This is a genomic window from Nocardia sp. NPDC050793 (assembly GCF_040654065.1).
GTDB lineage: Bacteria > Actinomycetota > Actinomycetes > Mycobacteriales > Mycobacteriaceae > Nocardia.
Map to the genome: position 1 here is coordinate 22,416 of NZ_JBFAHG010000015.1, position 16,929 is coordinate 39,344.

The following is a 16,929-nucleotide window of genomic DNA, read 5'->3' on the forward strand; positions in this document are numbered from 1 at the left end:
AACCTGGCCAGCCAGACCCGCCCGCAGCGGCTTGCCGACAGCGCTGCTCGTGCGATGGCGCTGGTCGCCAACGGGTCGGTGCGTGTCGATGTCACCGCCGAATACGCCCTCGCCGACGTCGAGACCGCGATCGCGAACCTGGCCAGCGGAGTGACCCACGGCAAGAGCGTCGTCCGTATCGGATGAATCACCGTCGCTGATCTGGTGTGGGGCACCTCGTCACCTGTCCCCCACCGGATCACCGACCGTGCTGCAGTGACGAAGACCGACGAGGAGATCATGGAAATCCTGGCCGCCTGGGACCCTGCCGGCAGCTACCGGCGCGCCGCGGAACTGGTCGGATGTCACCCATCACACCGTCCGCCGCGACGTCTCCGTGTGCCGTTTCCTCACGGCGCGGGCGGTACGTAGCCTTCGTAGGGTCTCTGGTCGGGGGTGTAGATGCGTGCTCGCAGCAACCAGACGCCTTCGTTGTCACCGATATTGGGATCGTTCATCGTCAACACGAGGGTGGTGGGCACGGCACCGGTATATCGCAGACAACTGTCGCCTCCCCCGACCCAGTGATGGTCCGGGATTCCTTCCCACTGCCCGACCAGACCGTATGCGGGCAAGCCGGGGGCCGGCCAATCGGAGGGGGCGGGGTGGTCCCAGCCTGCGCCGTCCAAGCCGTAACTCGAATCCCACGGCCAAGAGCCTATTTTGATGCTGGGTGGGTTGACTCCGCTATCGCCGGGACCCGGTGCATAACCCGGCACCGGTGACAGCGACCAGGAATTGCCTATTCCGGTGATCCTGTAGGTCTCGCCGGGGAACATCGTCAGCCGGACGGGGGCGAAGCCGTTTCCGACGCCGTACGGGACGACAGTGCTGCGCTGGGCGTCCCAGTTCTGCCTGCATCGCTCGTTCGCGAACTCCGGCAGGAACACCGTCCCGGTGTCGGGGCACGGGTCGGCCAGGCTTCGGCCTATTTGCGAGCAAGCGGGTTCCGGCCATGCGTAGCCCCGAACGAAGACTCGGAAACCTTCGGTGTTGTCGTAGGGATTGGCATCGTTGACAGTGAGCCGGAACTCTTGGGTTTGTCCACTGGTGTTGGTCAAGCAGACCGGACCGTTGCCCACGAACTGCATGCTGCCTTCCGGACCGGCGATGAGGGCGTACTTCGACACCCCGGGGGCCGGGTATCCCGCATCTGCGGGGCTGCCGTCCCCCTGCGGCCCGACGCCCGAATCCCACGGCCATTGTGTCGTTTTCACTCTGGAGCCGGGATCGGCGACGACTCGAACCGACTCTCCGGGTTTCAGCGTCGCCAGGTAGTTGGACCGCTCATAGGACAGACCGAAACCGTTGACGACCTGCGTTTGATCCGGCGTCAAGTAGTCCGGCCTCACCTCGGAAGCGCATCGTTCGGCGGGGCTGGCCTGCGACTGCCCGGCCGGTGCCGCCTGAACCGGCGCCGCCACCGCAGGTAGCGTCACCGCGAACAACGCCGCTGTCAGCGCGATCCGCAGGGCTGGATCTACTCGCATACCTCGAAGTCCCCGACACCTCAGGCCAGCCATGAGCCTCTCCGTATGGTCACTGACGAACACAAGAGGACCCGCCTGCGGCGAGCTCGCCAGCGTGCACCGACGAATTCCCTCTGACGTGTCAGGTCGATCGCTTCGGTGATGTTACCTGCGCCCAGCGAGGCTGCGGCGTGTCGAATATTCCTGAGATGTCGTGTCGTACAGCGATGTTCGATCGGCTCGCCGCCGAGCTGCGGATCAGCCCGCAGCTCGATGGTGAGCATCTGCGGGTGCGGTTGAGCGAGCGATCGACGAGTTCTGGTCATGAACCGTCACCCCGGACCGATGAGTTTCGGCCGCGGAAGTGGTCTCCTCACCAGGGACGCAACCGCAGAGGAGTCGCCATGCCGCTTCATGTTCAACGATCGCCCGAGCACGTGGTCACCGTCGGTGATGTCGACCTGTGTGTGACCACCTTCGGTGACCAGCGGCAGCCGCCGGTGCTGCTGCCGAGCACTTCGAGGCTGTTCTGGGAAGACCAGTTCTGCGACCGGCTTGCCGAAGCCGGCCGGTTCGTCCTGCGCTATGACATCCGCGATACCGGCCGGTCTACTGCCTACGTGACCGGCTCTCCCGGCTACAGCCTCCGTGACCTGGTTTCGGACCTCATCGGACTGATGGATCTCTTCGAACTTCCGCGAGCCCACCTGGTGGGTTTCTCCGTGGCCGGATGGATCTGTCAGCTCGCCGCCCTCGACCACCGCGACCGTGTGTCGGCCCTGACCCTGATCAACACCCGCCCAACGCCTCCCGGCCCGGCGGACCCGGATCTGCCTGAACACTCGGACCGGGTCATGGAGTTCTTCACCAAGACACCCCATCCGGACTGGTCCGACCGGGCGGCGGTGATCGACTACGGCGTCGAACAGGCCCGGGTACGCGCAGGCGCACACGGATTCGACGAACAGGAGGCACGGCGGCAGGCGACCCGAATGGTCGACCGCACGACCAACATGGCCTCCAGCATGCTCAACCTGGCGTTTGTCGAGGCGGGCGACCGCTGGCGGGAGCGTCTGGGCGACCTCACCGTGCCGACCCTCGTCGTCCACGGTACCGATGACCCGTTCTTTCCGTACGGCAACGGACAGGCCATGGCCCGAGAGATCGCCGGTGCCCACCTGCTCCCGCTGAACTGCATCGGCCACGAACTTCCGGCCACCACCTGGGATCAACTGCTCGCCGCCATGCTGGTACTCCAGCCGGAAGCTGCGATCGATGAAGGTGCTGGAGGGTCGGCCACCGCGTGATCATGTCGTGTTTGTATGTGACACAACGGAATTGGCCGTGGCTGCGGGTCGCAGCGTAGCGCCTGATCGCTGGCAGCGGGAGTTCGAAGAGCTGACCGGTCGGGTCGGCGGCCGCGTCGCGCGGGTGGAGACCCGCCGGGCCGCGGCGCGGATGCTGGTAGGGATGGTGTCGTGAGCTGCCGGTCAAGAACGGCTGAACACTCGCCTAACACGCCGGTGACCGGTCCCCGGGCGCGATGCAGCATTTGCTCGCGTCGGCGGTGATCGACGACGACGGATTGCGAGATGACCTGCGCGACTACGTGATCGAGCGTCGGTTCACCGCCCTCGCCGGTCCATTCGAACGTCGAGCGGGAAGTCGATCCACGAGGTGTCCGGGCCGCCGGCCAGCTTCTGGCAGTGCGGGCACGAGCACAGATACGGCCAGCCGGCCTGCGCGTCGGTGCGGAATCGAATCCGCCCGCTTCTCAGCACCTTGCAAGCGGACTCGCCGAAGAGGCTGGCTGCGATCTGGTATTGGCGATGAGCACTCGACCTGATTCTGGCGGTATCACCCTCGCGGCAGACCGCGGTGACGAGTCGTCGACGGCCGCACTGATCAGGACGCGGGCGGGATTGTGTTTGCCGCGGCCCACCCGATCCGGATCCGGGCCGATGTAGGTGACGGTGCGGGCGAGGAGTTGCCGCAGATAATGGGCGCTTATCTGCGGCAACTCCTCAGGGTGACTTTCGCGAAAGTGGGCAGGTCCGTCACGAAATCAGCTTCAGCGCGACGCATTTGGCGTGCGCCGACTGTTTAGAGTTACTCCTCGGCCAGTTGGACCCCCACGGGCCGTCGCATACCCGCGAGGGAACAGCTCTAGGTGATGCGGCAACTCTGTCGGCAGGGTTCAGCCGACTACTTCACGAAGTCGCGCACGCCCTCGAAAACCGTCGACGACGACAGCAGCGTGAGATGTCCGGGGCACAGCGTCTGGGTGTTGGTGGCACCGTTGAGAATGGTGCTCTGATCGGGGTTGATGATCTCGTCGCACGGTGACCACCAGGTACCGTAGTTCACCAGGCCGGGGGTTTCGTCGCCGCTGTTGAGTTCGGCCAGGAAGGCTGAGCCGGGCCGCATTTCCACGCAGGAGGTGTCGGCGCATCCGTTGGCGGTGTCGGTGCCGTGGTTGGGGCCGCCGATGGAGACCCAGTCGTCGACGAAATCGAGGCCGCCCAGGTTCTTCAGGTACCAGCGACTGTTGAGACCGCCCATCGAGTGGGTGATGATGTCGACCTTGGCGGCACCGGTTTTCGCGCGCAGCGCGTCGGCCTGCGCTTTCACCTCCAGCGCGATGTCCTTGTTCGACTGGGAGCTGTCGTAGCCGAATCGTGCCATCGCCCCCAGGGAGTACCCCTCGCCCAGGAATCGGCCCCACATGTAATCCCAATTCGACGCCGATCCCTGCCATCCGTGGACGAAAAGGATCGGATCTCGCGCCGGCGCCGCGGCGGCCTGTGGCGTGGCGATGCCGAGCGAAGCGGTAGCCGTCGCGACCAGGGTGAGTGCGGCCATCCCGAGGCGGCGCGTGATCGATGTGATGTGCATGTGTGTTGACTCCGATCTGCTCGCTGCGCTGCGAGCAGACAGAAACTAGCGCCGCAAGGTTAATCCCGCACACTGTGGAACTTGGCTATTTCAACTTGCCGCCAGATCCGGGGATCTCTCGCGGCATTCCGTGCAGGAGAAGCTGCGCCGTGCCGCCGAGCTGACAGGAGAGGGCAAGTGTCGCGCTCGGCCTGCCGCAGTTCGGGGTCGCATCCTGGCACCTACCCTCGAACGCAGAGCCAACAGATCCGCGTCCGCTGAGACTGGCTTGAATAGCATTCATAAAGGGGTCCCCCACAGACACGCCTACCGTGACCTCGGCGCCCGCGAGCCTCGGTGGATACTCATCGGTCGAATCCGTCCCACACGGCTTCCCGCTCGAAGACATCGGCGAGAGCACTACGGGGAACGCCTCGGCGATGTTCACGGCACGCTCGGCGCGGTCGCGGGCATCGACGAACAAGCTGTGCGCCTGGCGGCTGAGCTGGATCAGATTGGCGCGCCGCGCATCATCGACCTCGTCGATCGTCCGGCGCACTTCGTCGACCAACTCGGCGAGATGCTGACGAATCTCGCCGACACGCGCGGTGTCCGGCGCGTGTCCGAGCTGCTTCAGATCATCGATGGCGTCACCGATTCGGCGACTCGACATCGGGTGCCGATGTCCGCGTTTATCCAGTGGCGGCGTCGAGCGCATTCCGGGGCGGACGGTATCGGCGGCCTCGTCAACTTGCACGCCGACTCAGCCGTATGCGACCCCTCTTAACATCGAAGCTCCTGGGATGCCTGACATTACGCCGCGCTGTGTCGTCGTTCTGGCGAGGTAGTCGAAACCCGATGGTCTGGTGACTGCCGAACCGCAATGTAACCGGGACCTCACGTCGCCGCGTCACTAAGGCATATCGGAAGTCCCCGCGAGTGAGGAGAAGATCATGTCGCACCCGAAATCTTCGATCAGGAGAACGGTCACCGCTGTAATCGGGGCCCTGTTCGTCGGTGGTGGGCTCAGCGCCTGCGGCGCGGACAGCGGCGAAACGGCGGGGCCGAAACAGCGGGTCGAGATCATCGAGGCGGCCGCCCTGACAGATCAACTCGCAGCCACGGACCTCGATAAGCCCGGTGCGAGTATCGGTGACCTGACCGTCTTCTCGGGCGATATCCGGCAAGACGGTCGCGAGATCGGGCACGGTGGTGGAGCATGCCAGAACATCCATATCGAGGGTGACGAGATCACCATGCAATGTGTGCTCACCGCGCAGCTCGAACGGGGATCGCTGACCATGCAGGCGGTGTGGGTCCAGGGCGCGAGCCCGCTCGATATGGCGATTACCGGTGGTACCGGCGCATACCGTGGTGCGACCGGCACCGCTCGGTTCTGGGAAATCGGGACACCGGATGAGCGGATGCGCGCCGAGGTCACTCTGCTCACGCAGGAGTGACCGGTCGGCGATGTGGGTTATGCATTCTTCGACGTGTGTTGTTCAGTTGTCGGGCAGCGGGAGTCGGGCCAGTTCGGCGCGCGACGCGACGCCCAGTTTCGGGAAGGCCTTGTACAGGTGTGAGGCGACCGTGCGTGGGCTCAGGAACAGTTGCGCGCCGATCTCGCGGTTGGACGCACCTGTGACTGCCAGACGGACCACCTGCAGTTCCTGCGGTGTGAGCGGCGACTGGTCCCCACGATGCGGCACCGTTGTCCCGGTGGCTCGTAGTTCGGTGGCAGCGCGGGCAGCCCAGGGGGCTGCGCCGAGCTGGTCGAAGGTTTCCATGGCCGACTCGAGCTGGACGCGAGCCTGAGCTCGTCGTTTGTTGCGGCGCAACCATTCTCCGTAGACGAGGCGGGTGCGTGCCTGGTCGAAGGGTTGGGTGTCCTCGGCGTGCAGGGCGAGCGCGGCGTCGTAGAGTGCTGCGGCGCAGTGGTCGGGGGCCAGTAGTGCGCGGGCCCGCTGGAGCACGGCCCGCGGCGCCGGGCGGCCGGTGGACTCGGCCCATTGGGTGAAGCGGTCGAGATATTCGCGAGCCCGCGAGGGTTCGCCCGCCCGGACGGCTGCTTCGATGTAGTCCGGCCAGAGGTACCGCCACAGGAAGGCGTGCCGCAGTGGGCCGGTCATCACGCGATCGGCCCGGTCGAGCACGGCGCGGTAGTGGCCGAGTCCCAGGTCGAGCGTCGCCCGGGCGTACTCGGACCAGCAGTCGGCCATCAGCCACTGGCGGTGATCCGCGTCGCAGATCGCCTGCTGGGCCATTGATTCGCATTCCTGCCGGTCACCGGCGGCCGCGGACAGCCAGGCATGGACGGCTGCCAGGTATCCGCGCCACATCGGCTGGCCGACATCGGTGGCAAGGGCCAGGCCCGCGCCTGCTGTGGCGCGCGCGGATCGGTGCCGGCCGTCGAGCAGTTCGGCGATGGCGAGTAGCACCATGGTCTGCGGTAGGCGACCGAGCCGCCCTTCGGCCCGGCACTGCTGCACCAGGGCTGTCGCGCTGTCGAGCATGCCGTCGATGTCGGCCCGGTCGAGGCCCTGCAGTCCGATGAGGAAACGCAGTTCGTAGGGGACGTTCTCGTCTAGGTCCGGGAGTCGGTAGGACGGGATGGTCACGGCGTCGCCCTGCAGGATGAGCCGGAAGGCGTGGTTGATCGTGCGCACCGCGGTGAGGGCGCTGTCGTCGCCGGCGGGGCACAGCTGTTCGGTGCGGCGGGCGAGGACGAGCTGATCGGGGTGGGCGGCACTGGCCCACGTGTAGTAGCCTGCCACGCTCAGTAACGTCAGTTTGGTCGGCAGGTCGTCGGTGGCCTCGATGCCGTCGTGCAGCAAGCGCACTCCCGCCAGCGGCCTGCCGTTCTCCACTTCGAGAACAGCACGCGCATAGGCGAGTTCGGCCAGGACCGGCCCCGGCACCGTGACCGATGCGGCCCGCGCGCGAGCTTCGTCCACCAGCTCGGCGGCGCGCTGCCACAGGCCGGCCTCGATGGCGGCGTGCGCCGCGACGACCCAGCGCCGGACGGCGTCGGCGGGATCGGTGGACAGCTCCGCCGCCCGGGCGTAAGCCGCCGACATCGCGGTCTGTCCGCCGCGGCTGCGGGCCCGCAGCGCCATGTTCTCGAGTTCCTGTGCCACCTGTTCATCGGGTGTCTGGGTGATCGCGGCCAGATGCCAGGCGCGACGGTCGGCGTCCGATGTCCGGGCCAGGGCGCGGTGTGCGGCCATGCGCTCGGCGATATCGCAGGCCAGCAGTACCGCTGTCGAGACGAGTGGATGGTGGAAGGTGAGACCGTCTGGGCCGACCCGGATCAGGCCTGCACGTTCGGCTGCGGCGAAGTCGGCCAGGGACGCGTCGAGCAGTTCGACGGCGTGCGACAGCCGGTCGAGTCGGTCGTGGTGGTCCAGCGCTGCCACCAGCAGGCAGGTGCGTGTGGCGGCGGGCAGCGTCGCGACGCGATCGCGGAATCCGATCAGGACGCGGTCGGTGGCCTGATGGGCGCAGCCGAGGGAGAACGACAGCGGCAGGCGGGCGCCGGTGCGCTGGTCGGGGGTGAGCATGCGGGGCAGCTCGCGCAACGCGAGTGGATTGCCCTGTGCCTCGGTGATCAGCTGATCGCGGACCGCGGGCGGAAGGTCTGCCGCTTCGACGGAGAGCAGTTCGCGAGCCGCCTCGGCGTCGAGGCCGCGAATGTGCAGCCCGGGTAGACCGTGCCCTGCGAATGCCTGTGTGCGGGTGGCGAACAGGACGACGACGGGCTCGTGGTGCAGGCGGCGGGCGGCGAACAGCAGCGCGTCGGCGGACTCACCGTCGAGCCATTGCGCGTCGTCGATCAGGCACAGCACGGGACCCTGCAGAGACAGCTCCACCAGCAGATTGAGCGTCGCCAGCCCGACGAGAAACCGATCCGCCTTGGTGGCGGCGCCGACGCCGAGAGCTCCGCGCAACGCCGCTGCCTGCTGGGGCGGCAACGCGTCGGTGTGATCGAGAACCGGGCGCAGCAGCAGATGCAGGGCGGCGAAGGGCAGGTCTGCTTCGGACTGGATCCCGGCTACACGCAATACCTGTCCTCGCGCATCGGCGGCGGCGTGGGCCAGGAGTGCGGATTTTCCGATGCCGGCCTCACCGCAGACGACCAGCGCGCCGGATCCGTGTTCGAGTAGCTCGGAGATGGCCGACAGCTCCGGCTCCCGGCCGAACAGCATGGGCGCCGCGTCGTGTGATGTGTTGGTGCCCTTCATGTTCGCGCCGTGCTCCGGCGGTAGAAGGCGATCTGGTCGGCGACGACGCGGTCCCGGAAGCCGGGATCGGTGTAAAAGGTGAAATGGGTGCCCGGGTAGACAGCCAGCTCGCCGCGTGGGGCGCGTTCGGCCAGCACCCGGCTGGTCTCGAGCGGTGTTTCCCGGTCCTGTTCGGCCGCGCAGACCAGTAGTGGGCAGGTCAGCCGCGGTGCGGACTCGGCGGGACGGTAACGCATCATCTGCAGCAGGCCTCGGGGAGCGACGGTGTTGCGCCACAGCGTGTTCCGGTCACCAGCCAGGGCCTGGATATGGTGCTCGGCCTCCGGACCTGCGGTGACCGCCAGTTCGCCGGTGTGACCGACCATGCGGATGTAGTAGGGGGACAAGCCAAGCGCGCCGCGGAGTGCATCCCAGACGATGGCGGCCAGCAGCTTCAGTGTTGCCCCGGTCGATCGGCCCTCCACCCTTTTCGGAAAGCCGTTGAACGGGATCTGCGCCACCACCGCCGCGATGCGGGGATCGCCTGCAGCCACGGTGATCACGTGCGCACCACCGAGCGAGTTGCCCCACAGCAGTATTCGGTCCGGGTCGATGCTTTCGTGTGCGCGGGCGAAGGCGACGGCGGCGGCGAGATCGACGAGCTGGCCACGGATGTCGGGAAGTTGGCGTGGCTCGCCGTCGCTCTCGCCGAAGCTGCGGTAGTCGAACACCAGTGCCGCGAAGCCTTGGTCGGCGAAGCGCTCGGCATAGTCGAACAGGCGGTCCATCGTGCCGCTGTATCCGTGGCACAGTACGACACATGGTGCTGGGAGGTCGGTGGTTGGTAGGTGGAGGTAACCCCCGCACCGCACCCCGGAAGAGCTGAATGACACCTTGTTTCGCATGAGTATCGCCCCGCGTCGATCGACTGACTTTGGGTAGACACTCTAGCGGAGACCTTGACTTTGGGTAAGTCTTTTGTTGCCTGATCTGCGGCAGAAAGGCGCAGAAGTCGCCGTCTCAGTAACAAAAGATTCTGCGATTTGATTGTGAAACTGAGACGGCGTTCACGCTACGCGTGCGCCCGCGTCGCTGCACTACCTGACCGGCAGTGGGTCCGCCGCCGGTCGATCCGCCGCTGCGAGCTGACGGCTCTCCTTGACGAGGAAGTAGATCAGCAGTGCGCTCATGATGAAGTGGCCGCCTGCGGTGTAGAGGCCCGGGAAATAGCCGCCTTTGATGATCGGGAATACGAAGTGCGAGATGCCGTTGAGCAGGCCTGCGCCCAGGGCGTACCACCACAGGAAGAAGTTGGACACGCGGATTCGGTAGAGCGCGCCCGCGCCGGCGAAGAAGTACAGCGCGCCGAAGCCGAAGACGAACACCAGCAGGAACTCTCGCTCGGGCCAGTCGCGGGGGGAGTCGAACAATTCGACGATCTCGTGGGGGAAGCCACCGGTGTATTCCTCGGCCATGTGGATCAGCTGAAAGCCGACGGCGCACAGATAGATCGCGACAGCTTTCCGTGATTTCACCGGGCGCCGATAGCTGAAGGCGATCCATCCGGTGTAGGCCAGAACGCTGGCTGTCGTGAGGATTACGGCACCCTGGATGGGCAGAGTCAGCAGCGCCCAGGCGCAGAAGCCGACGGCAAGGACCGCCATCACGGCGGCCGAATAGGGTTCAGGTCGTTTGGTCATGAGCGAACCATAAGAACGTGGCGCCGCGGCCCGCCTCCGTCGGATGACTGATGTGGGGCCGGTGTACATCAGTCATCCAACGGAGGCGGCGGGAGACGGTGCGGACCTAACGTCGCCACCGTGAAAGTGATCGACGTGGCCGCGACGGCCCTGCTGGTGCTGTTGCCTGCCGCCCCGGCGCACGCCCACGTGGTGCAATCCGGGTCGGAACTGCGTGTGACACAGACTTTTTCGGCAGGCGAGGTGACTCTGGTCCTGCCCGGCATCGCGCAGGCTCCCGCGCCGCTGCCGGTGAGCGCACACGCGCCGTACCCGATACGGCTCGAGCTGGAGCTGCGGTCGCTCACCGACGGCGGCACCTCGACGGGCACAGTGACCGCCGGCAGTGCAGCCGCGGCGCTGCAGATACAGCACGACGGTCCGCACGAACTGCGGGTCCGGGCGGGTGACGAGGTGTCGGTGATCCCGTTCCGGGTCGTGGTGCCCGAGCCTGCCGGGTGGGGGATGCTGGTCGACGGCGCCGCCCTCGTCGCCGGGTTGCTGCTGGTCGGCTCGGTACTGGCTACGCGCGGATCCCGTGTCCTGGCCGGCGGCGGCACCGCGGCAGCTGCCGTCGCGATCACGGTCACGCTGCTCACCCCGTATATGTCCGCAAACGGCGCCGCGGGCGCACCCGAGACCGGTAGGCCCTACGCCCAAGCTCGGTTCTCGACGCAGGCCGAGCCCGTCACCGGCGCCGACTTCACCCTCAGCGTGCGGTTGACCGACGGAGCGACCGGGCGGCCGGTCGACGACCTCGCCGTCCACCACGAGGCGATGGCTCACCTGGTGGTGACGAGCGAAGACGGCAGCGTCTTCCGGCATCTGCACCCGTTGCGGACCGCACCGGGCGTGCTGGCCGTCAGCCTGAATGTCGCCCGGCCCGGCCGCTATCTGGCCTATCTCGAGATCGAACGGCAGCGGGCGGGTGGGCAATTGCTCACCGGTGAGTTCCACCTCGCCGGTGCGGTTCTGCCGGACACCGCCGACCACGACGGCGCCGGACGCGGTGCCATCGTTCCCCGGCTGTCGCCTGCAGTGCCGATCGCCGGGAATCCGGTGACGATCGAGGTCGACACCGAAGGGCCGCACCAGCTCTGGCTCGGCATGCCCGGCCATCTCGTCGTCCGCAGTAGCGACGGCGACCGGCTGACGCACGTACACGCGACCGCGGCGGGCATATCCGCGCTGCGGTTCACGGTCACCTTCCCCGAACCCGGCCGCTACCTGGCGTGGGTCCAGTATGCGGTCGGCGACCGCGTCATCACCGAACCGTTCACACTGGAGGTTGTTCGATGAAGTATCCGAGTCTGTGTCTGCTCCTGGTGGGAGCGTCGGTCGCGGCCATATCGTGCGGGTCAGGTGACTCGCCCGAACCCGTGCAGGCGGCGGGTGCTCAGTACACCGTCACCGTGCGGGCAGCCGATCCCATCGAGGTACGGGTCGTGTCGGGCACCGCGGAAACGGTCACCCTGGCGGCCGTCATGCCCGCCATGGGGCACGCTGTGCCGCCCATGGGGACCGAGCGGACCGGGCCGGATCGTTTCGTCGCCACCGGAAATCTGCTGACGATGGACGGTGAATGGGAGCTGTCCATCTCCCTCTCCGGTGACCGGGGCATGGAGACGATCACCGTCGACCTGCCGGTGTGACCCGCGATGGTCACACCCGACGGTAAATGATCGGCTGCGCGGCAATGCCGTTGGCCTGGAAGTTGGCCAGCACGAACCGGCGGAAACCGGGACGAAAGATCAAGCTGGGCAAGAAGGTTCGCCAGTGCGGCCAACTCGCGTGGTTGATGATCCCGTAGTCGTCCGGTTCGCCCGCCAGCGGCTCCATCATGGCGGAGTTGGGTAGCGCGGTCTTCGCCTGGAACCACCCCGCCGTGTACTCCCACACCCGCAGCAGGGTTTCGCGGTCGTCGGCGTAGAAGTAGTTGAACAGGAAACAGTGGTTCGGTCCATGGTCGACGTCGCCGAGGCGCCCGGCATTGCGCGCGACGATCTCGTGGGTGCGACGGGCGGCCGCGGTCATCGACTCGGCGAGCGTCCGATAGGCCGGGCTCTCGCGCAGCGCTTGTGCGGCAGCGACGGACTCGGTGCGGACGAGGACGACGATGTCGTACCGCGCCGACCGGATTCCCCTGGCCGCCAGCAGTTCATCGCCCTCGCCCGGGGTGCGCAGCACCGCACGGAACACCGTCGCTTCCTCCGCATCGATCTCCCTGGCCAGTACGGCGAGGTCGGTCGCCACCGAGCCTGGAGGAAACGCGAAATTACCGCGCCATGTGCCGATTTCGCCAGCCAGCAGGAGAAACCCGTCGTCGGTGAGCGGCAAGGTGCGGGCTTTCACGGCCAAGTGATCGTTGATGAGCTTCATGGCAGGGAAGCTAATCCGGTGCGTCTGCCCGCCGCATCGGTCGGGTGACTGAGATTCTCGCTCACCCGCCACGGGTGACCTCGTCCAGCGCAGGGCGGCATCCGGGTAGCCACTCCTGATCGATCTGGATCCGAACCCTGTCGGGCACCCGGCTGTCCGGAATCCGAGTGGGCGGGCTGTGGGCATCGCCTCGTGATACACGGGGTGACCGATGCGGCGCAGACCTCGATCAGTCATCTGACGGACGCGAAGTGCCGCGCCGCCTGCCTAGTGTTGCCGCCATGACCACGCGATCCGCCACCATGGGCCGACTTCGCCTGCGCCACATCCAAACTCGCACCGGCAGGCGGCAACCACCGAATGCAGGATTCGGGTCGGCTCGTCGAGAGCCGGGCGCGAACGAAGGGAGAAGCTGATGTCGAAAACCGTTCTGGTGACCGGTGCCTCGACCGGAATCGGCCGGGCCACCGCGCTGCTGCTGGCCCGGCAAGGATTCACCGTTCACGCCGGAGTCCGCAAGGAAGCCGACGGCGCCGCCCTCGGACCCTCGGTCACACCCGTCGTCCTCGATGTCACCGATGCCGGCCGGATCGCGGAGGTGGCCGACAGCTTCGACCGACTCGACGCCCTTGTCAACAATGCGGGCGTCGGCGTCACCGGGCCGGTGGAGTTCGTCTCCCTGGACGCGCTGCGCCGGCAATACGAAGTCAACGTGTTCGGGCAGGTCGCCGTCACCCAGGCCGTGCTACCCCTGTTGCGCGCCGCGCGGGGCCGGGTAGTCACCGTCGGCTCGGTGGGTAGCTGGATCACCCTGCCCTTCGGTGGGCCGCTGTGCTCCTCCAAACACGCCATCCGCTCGCTCAACGATGCCCTGCGGATGGAAGTGAAACCGCATGGAGTGGCCACGATCCTCATCGAACCGGGTTCCATCCACACTGCCGCCGTCGACAAACTGGCGGACGAGATCGAACCCCGGCTGGACGCGATCGGCGCCGAGGGCAGGCGCTTGTACGGCGAGGCCTACCGGACCATGACCACCGCCGGCTTACGGGAGGAGCGAGCCGGATCCGACCCCGAGGTCGTCGCCCGCGCCATCCTGCACGCGCTGACCGCGCGCAGGCCACGCGCCCGGTATCCGGTCGGCCGGAAATCCCGGCTGATGAGCACCCTCGGCCGTGTCCTTCCCCAATACACCCTCGACGCCGTGCGGCTGCGCGCGCTCGGCCTGGCCTGAACGGATTCCCGCCATGACCCAGCTCGCCGGAGCCGACGCCCTGGCCGCCCTGGACCCGGTCTTCGCCCAGCTCGCCGTCGGCGCGGGCTACCACCTGTGGGGCCTACCGCACCTGACCATGCGTGAAAAGGCATTCATCTGCCTGACCGCCGACCTGTGCCACCCGCACCTGGACCTGCCCCTGGCCATGCACGTCCAGATGGCCACCGCAAATGACGTCGAACCCGAGGCCATCCGCGAGCTGTACCGCCACCTGGCCCCCTACGTCGGCTACCCCATCGTCGTCCCCGCCTTCCAGCGCCTGACCGAACTGGGCCTGCCCGACGCGCAGGACACCGACCCGGTCGCACCCGTACCACCTGCCGGCGCACTCGCCCGCGCGGTGCACGCGATACAGCACCTGGACCCCGGACTGGCCACCTTCACAGAGGACCAGTTCGCCCAGCGGTGGGCCCGCCCCCACCTCCGCGTCCGGGAGCGGGCGCTGGCCTGCCTGGTCGTCGACATCTGCTATCAGACCCTCGGCCCGTCCCTGCAGCTACACGCGGAACTGGCCGAAACCGACGGCGCCACCGAGGACACCTTCCGTGATCTGATCCGCGGAGTGGCCGAGTTCGGTCTGACCCGAGCCTGGGCCGCCGCCGAGGCCCTGCTTCCCAGCTCAGGGGCCGCGGATCGCTGCAGGTGACAGCCGCGCGCATCCGGTGACGCCGCCTACGACCCGCTCGGCACCGTGCTCGTCGGGATCGCGCAGGTACAGACTTCGGTAGTCATGAAGGTGTTCCTGGATTCGGGGCGCGGATGATCGTCGCGGCCGAAGTCGCCACCGCACGATTTCTCACGGCCCGTTCGTAAGCTCGGCGGCACGATTCGCCTGCATCCTCACAGCGGGCGCCGTGGCTTGCTTTCGCGCGAGCACTGTGAACACACCGTGGCCCGGTATCGACAGTGCGGTGCGCGCGTCGCTGTGGCCGGTTCAGCGAAGTGCGGAAGCGGCCTGAGCCAGCAAGTCGCACTGGTGTCGCCAGTCGCCACCCGCGATCCCGAACACGAGGTGGTCGGCGCCGGCGTCGCGGTAGGTGGCGAGACATTCGGTGGCGCCTTCGAGGGGGCCGGTGATAGGGACGCGCATCGTATCCTCGACGGATCGCCGGTAGGCGTGGCTGATTCCCGCGGCGATCTGGTCGCGCGTCGGTAATTCCGCGGCGGTGCCGAGGACGCCGGTGGCGCCGACGGCGACCGCAGGCACCGGTCGTCGACCCCTGGTTGCCAGGTCGGTGAGTTCGGCGAGTCCGGCTGCCAGTTCTGCCGGAGTGATCAGCGAGGGGAACCAGCCATCGGCCACCAGGGTGGCGCGACGGCGGGCCACCGCGGAGTGGTTACCTACCCATATCGGGGGAACCGGGACCGCGGGCGACAGCTGGACCTCGGCCGGTCCGGCGGGCTCGGGCACGGTGACACGGCGGCCCGCGAGCAGCTCGGGTAGCAGGCGTAGCGCGGTGTCGGTGCGAATTCCGCGCTGCGCGTACGGGATTCCGGCGGCGGCCCACTGCGCGGGGTGTCCACCGGACCCGATGCCGAGCACTACCCGGCCGCCGCTGATGTGCTGCAGCGAGGCGATCTGTTTCGCCGCCCATGCCAGCGGGCGCAGCGCGGCGACGTACACGCTGGTGCCGAGGTGGATGCGGTGAGTGGCGGCCGCGGCCGCCGCGAGAGCGACGGTGCAGTCCAGCGACGGGGTGCCGGTGGCGAGGTGGTCGCCGTGCCAGACCCCGGCCAGGCCGGCCTGTTCGGCGTGGCGGGCCGCGGTCGCGATGTCGAGCTGCTGGTCGCGCTGGGTTGCCACCGAGGGCAGGATGACACCGATTCTCATGGAACGAGCACCACTTTGCCGACAGCCGTACGGTTTTCGAGCGCGGCGTGTGCCGCGGCGGCATCGGCGAGCGCGAACTCCTGGACGTCCGGAGTCCACCTGCCTGCGGCCAGTTCGCTCAGCGCCCGGGTTTTCAGCTGCCGCAGACCGTCGGGGATCAGGCAGTCCGGCGGGCCGAATTTGTGCTGCCGCACCGCGAACATGGCGAATATCCCTTCGCGTCGATCGCCACAGCCGGTCGATCGCATACGGATGATCGCGGCGGCCATAGACTGACTATGGGTCAGCACCCTACCCGACATTTTGACCGAAGGTAAGCCATTGACGACTTCCGAGCGCATCTTGGCCGCGGCGCGAATCCTGTTCGCCGCGCGGGGGTATCGGGCCACATCCATGCAGTCGATCGCCGATGACGTGGGAATCACCAAAGCGGCCCTGTACTACCACTTCGAATCCAAGGACGAGATCCTGCGTCAGCTCACCCTCCCGATGCTGGACGAGCTGGACGCGACGCTGGCCGCTGCCGAGGCGGAGCCCGATGCCGAGATGGTCCGGTGGCGGGCGATCGAAGGCTACGTTGATGTGCACCTCCGTCACCGCCATACCCTCACGATGCTGGTCATGGATATGACATTGCTGGTCCAGGCCCCGGTGGCCGACCGATTCCGCGTGGCAATCGCGCTGGCGAACGAACTCGTCGCCGGGCCGGGTGCGAGCATCGAGCAGCGGGTTCGGGCCTGTCAGGTGGTCGCCGGCTTGGCCGATCCGGTGGTGTTGTTCCGCAACGAACCGGCCGACCGGCTGCGGCAACTGATCCTCGACGGCGCGCGGGCGCTGCTGGGAGCGCCGCTCCTGGCGCGCCCGCGAGGAGCCGCCCGCGGGCGAAGCGGTGGACGGCCCGCCAAACTCGGCGCCGAACAGGTCGAACAGATGCGGAAGCTGCACGCCCAAGGCGCAGGCATCGACGTGCTCGCCACCCGTTTCGAGGTTTCCCGCGCAACGATCTACCGCCATCTCAAAATGTAACTCAGCAAGACTTAGATTTTGATACGAGACTGCCGCTGCGCCCGGATATCGATCGACGGCGGGAATCCTGGTGCGA

Annotated in this window: 18 protein-coding genes; 9 read left to right on the top strand and 9 right to left on the bottom strand. The window is 67.3% G+C overall.

Features of this window, described 5'->3' with window-relative positions; genetic code table 11:
- Positions 1 to 3 precede the first annotated feature (3 nt).
- Positions 4 to 186 carry a zinc-binding dehydrogenase gene (locus AB0H50_RS33285; protein ID WP_357460792.1) on the top strand — a complete coding sequence of 61 codons (183 nt, stop codon included), beginning with the start codon at positions 4 to 6 and terminating at the stop codon, positions 184 to 186.
- A gap of 203 nt (positions 187 to 389) precedes the next feature.
- On the opposite strand, the gene AB0H50_RS33290 is transcribed toward AB0H50_RS33285, so the two are convergent.
- Positions 390 to 1,529, bottom strand: a complete 1,140-nt coding sequence (locus tag AB0H50_RS33290; RefSeq protein ID WP_357460632.1) for a hypothetical protein — start codon at positions 1,527 to 1,529, stop codon at positions 390 to 392.
- A 383-nt stretch (positions 1,530 to 1,912) separates the two neighbouring features.
- Here AB0H50_RS33290 and AB0H50_RS33295 point away from each other — a divergent pair, with 383 nt between their 5' ends.
- The gene (locus tag AB0H50_RS33295) at positions 1,913 to 2,815 is read left to right on the top strand and encodes an alpha/beta hydrolase (RefSeq protein ID WP_357460635.1); all 903 of its coding nucleotides are present in this window, start codon (positions 1,913 to 1,915) and stop codon (positions 2,813 to 2,815) included.
- A gap of 37 nt (positions 2,816 to 2,852) precedes the next feature.
- A complete protein-coding gene (locus AB0H50_RS33300) occupies positions 2,853 to 2,990 on the top strand; it encodes a hypothetical protein (protein WP_357460637.1) in 138 nt (45 codons plus the stop codon).
- A 723-nt stretch (positions 2,991 to 3,713) separates the two neighbouring features.
- Here AB0H50_RS33300 and AB0H50_RS33305 read toward each other — a convergent pair.
- Both AB0H50_RS33305 and AB0H50_RS33310 read right to left on the bottom strand, forming a co-directional pair.
- Complete coding sequence (locus AB0H50_RS33305) at positions 3,714 to 4,403, bottom strand: triacylglycerol lipase (protein ID WP_357460639.1); 690 nt, start codon at positions 4,401 to 4,403, stop codon at positions 3,714 to 3,716.
- A gap of 85 nt (positions 4,404 to 4,488) precedes the next feature.
- The gene (locus AB0H50_RS33310) at positions 4,489 to 5,139 is read right to left on the bottom strand and encodes a hypothetical protein (protein WP_357460642.1); all 651 of its coding nucleotides are present in this window, start codon (positions 5,137 to 5,139) and stop codon (positions 4,489 to 4,491) included.
- A gap of 196 nt (positions 5,140 to 5,335) precedes the next feature.
- Between AB0H50_RS33310 and AB0H50_RS33315 the strand changes: the two genes are divergently transcribed.
- Entirely contained in the window at positions 5,336 to 5,842 is a 507-nt protein-coding gene (locus AB0H50_RS33315; RefSeq protein WP_357460644.1) for a hypothetical protein, read from the top strand.
- 42 nt (positions 5,843 to 5,884) lie between these two features.
- Here AB0H50_RS33315 and AB0H50_RS33320 read toward each other — a convergent pair whose 3' ends face one another.
- The 3 genes from AB0H50_RS33320 to AB0H50_RS33330 all read right to left on the bottom strand — a co-directional run bounded on the left by AB0H50_RS33320 (position 5,885) and on the right by AB0H50_RS33330 (position 10,302).
- Entirely contained in the window at positions 5,885 to 8,623 is a 2,739-nt protein-coding gene (locus AB0H50_RS33320) for an AAA family ATPase (protein ID WP_357460646.1), read from the bottom strand.
- A complete protein-coding gene (locus tag AB0H50_RS33325; protein ID WP_357460648.1) occupies positions 8,620 to 9,507 on the bottom strand; it encodes an alpha/beta fold hydrolase in 888 nt (295 codons plus the stop codon). Before AB0H50_RS33325 ends, AB0H50_RS33320 begins: the two co-directional genes overlap by 4 nt.
- A 192-nt stretch (positions 9,508 to 9,699) precedes the next feature.
- Positions 9,700 to 10,302, bottom strand: coding sequence for an HXXEE domain-containing protein (locus AB0H50_RS33330; RefSeq protein ID WP_357460650.1), 603 nt, complete (start codon positions 10,300 to 10,302; stop codon positions 9,700 to 9,702).
- A 120-nt stretch (positions 10,303 to 10,422) separates the two neighbouring features.
- On the opposite strand from AB0H50_RS33330, the gene AB0H50_RS33335 reads away from it, so the two are divergent.
- Both AB0H50_RS33335 and AB0H50_RS33340 read left to right on the top strand, forming a co-directional pair.
- Positions 10,423 to 11,640, top strand: a complete 1,218-nt coding sequence (locus AB0H50_RS33335; protein WP_357460653.1) for a hypothetical protein — start codon at positions 10,423 to 10,425, stop codon at positions 11,638 to 11,640.
- The gene (locus AB0H50_RS33340) at positions 11,637 to 11,993 is read left to right on the top strand and encodes a hypothetical protein (protein ID WP_357460655.1); all 357 of its coding nucleotides are present in this window, start codon (positions 11,637 to 11,639) and stop codon (positions 11,991 to 11,993) included. The genes AB0H50_RS33335 and AB0H50_RS33340 overlap by 4 nt, the downstream gene beginning before the upstream one ends.
- Positions 11,994 to 12,003: 10 nt before the next feature.
- On the opposite strand, the gene AB0H50_RS33345 is transcribed toward AB0H50_RS33340, so the two are convergent.
- On the bottom strand, positions 12,004 to 12,720 hold the full coding sequence (locus AB0H50_RS33345; RefSeq protein WP_357460658.1) for a hypothetical protein: 717 nt from the start codon (positions 12,718 to 12,720) through the stop codon (positions 12,004 to 12,006).
- Between the two features lie 415 nt (positions 12,721 to 13,135).
- On the opposite strand from AB0H50_RS33345, the gene AB0H50_RS33350 reads away from it, so the two are divergent.
- Positions 13,136 to 13,954 carry an SDR family oxidoreductase gene (locus AB0H50_RS33350; RefSeq protein WP_357460660.1) on the top strand — a complete coding sequence of 273 codons (819 nt, stop codon included), beginning with the start codon at positions 13,136 to 13,138 and terminating at the stop codon, positions 13,952 to 13,954.
- A gap of 13 nt (positions 13,955 to 13,967) precedes the next feature.
- Complete coding sequence (locus AB0H50_RS33355) at positions 13,968 to 14,642, top strand: carboxymuconolactone decarboxylase family protein (protein WP_357460663.1); 675 nt, start codon at positions 13,968 to 13,970, stop codon at positions 14,640 to 14,642.
- 288 nt (positions 14,643 to 14,930) lie between these two features.
- Here AB0H50_RS33355 and AB0H50_RS33360 read toward each other — a convergent pair whose 3' ends face one another.
- Both AB0H50_RS33360 and AB0H50_RS33365 read right to left on the bottom strand, forming a co-directional pair.
- The gene (locus tag AB0H50_RS33360; protein WP_357460666.1) at positions 14,931 to 15,827 is read right to left on the bottom strand and encodes an LLM class flavin-dependent oxidoreductase; all 897 of its coding nucleotides are present in this window, start codon (positions 15,825 to 15,827) and stop codon (positions 14,931 to 14,933) included.
- Positions 15,824 to 16,222, bottom strand: a complete 399-nt coding sequence (locus AB0H50_RS33365) for a zinc-binding dehydrogenase (RefSeq protein WP_357460669.1) — start codon at positions 16,220 to 16,222, stop codon at positions 15,824 to 15,826. Before AB0H50_RS33365 ends, AB0H50_RS33360 begins: the two co-directional genes overlap by 4 nt.
- On the opposite strand from AB0H50_RS33365, the gene AB0H50_RS33370 reads away from it, so the two are divergent.
- The gene (locus tag AB0H50_RS33370; RefSeq protein ID WP_357460672.1) at positions 16,149 to 16,853 is read left to right on the top strand and encodes a TetR family transcriptional regulator; all 705 of its coding nucleotides are present in this window, start codon (positions 16,149 to 16,151) and stop codon (positions 16,851 to 16,853) included. The genes AB0H50_RS33365 and AB0H50_RS33370 overlap by 74 nt on opposite strands.
- Positions 16,854 to 16,929 lie beyond the last annotated feature (76 nt).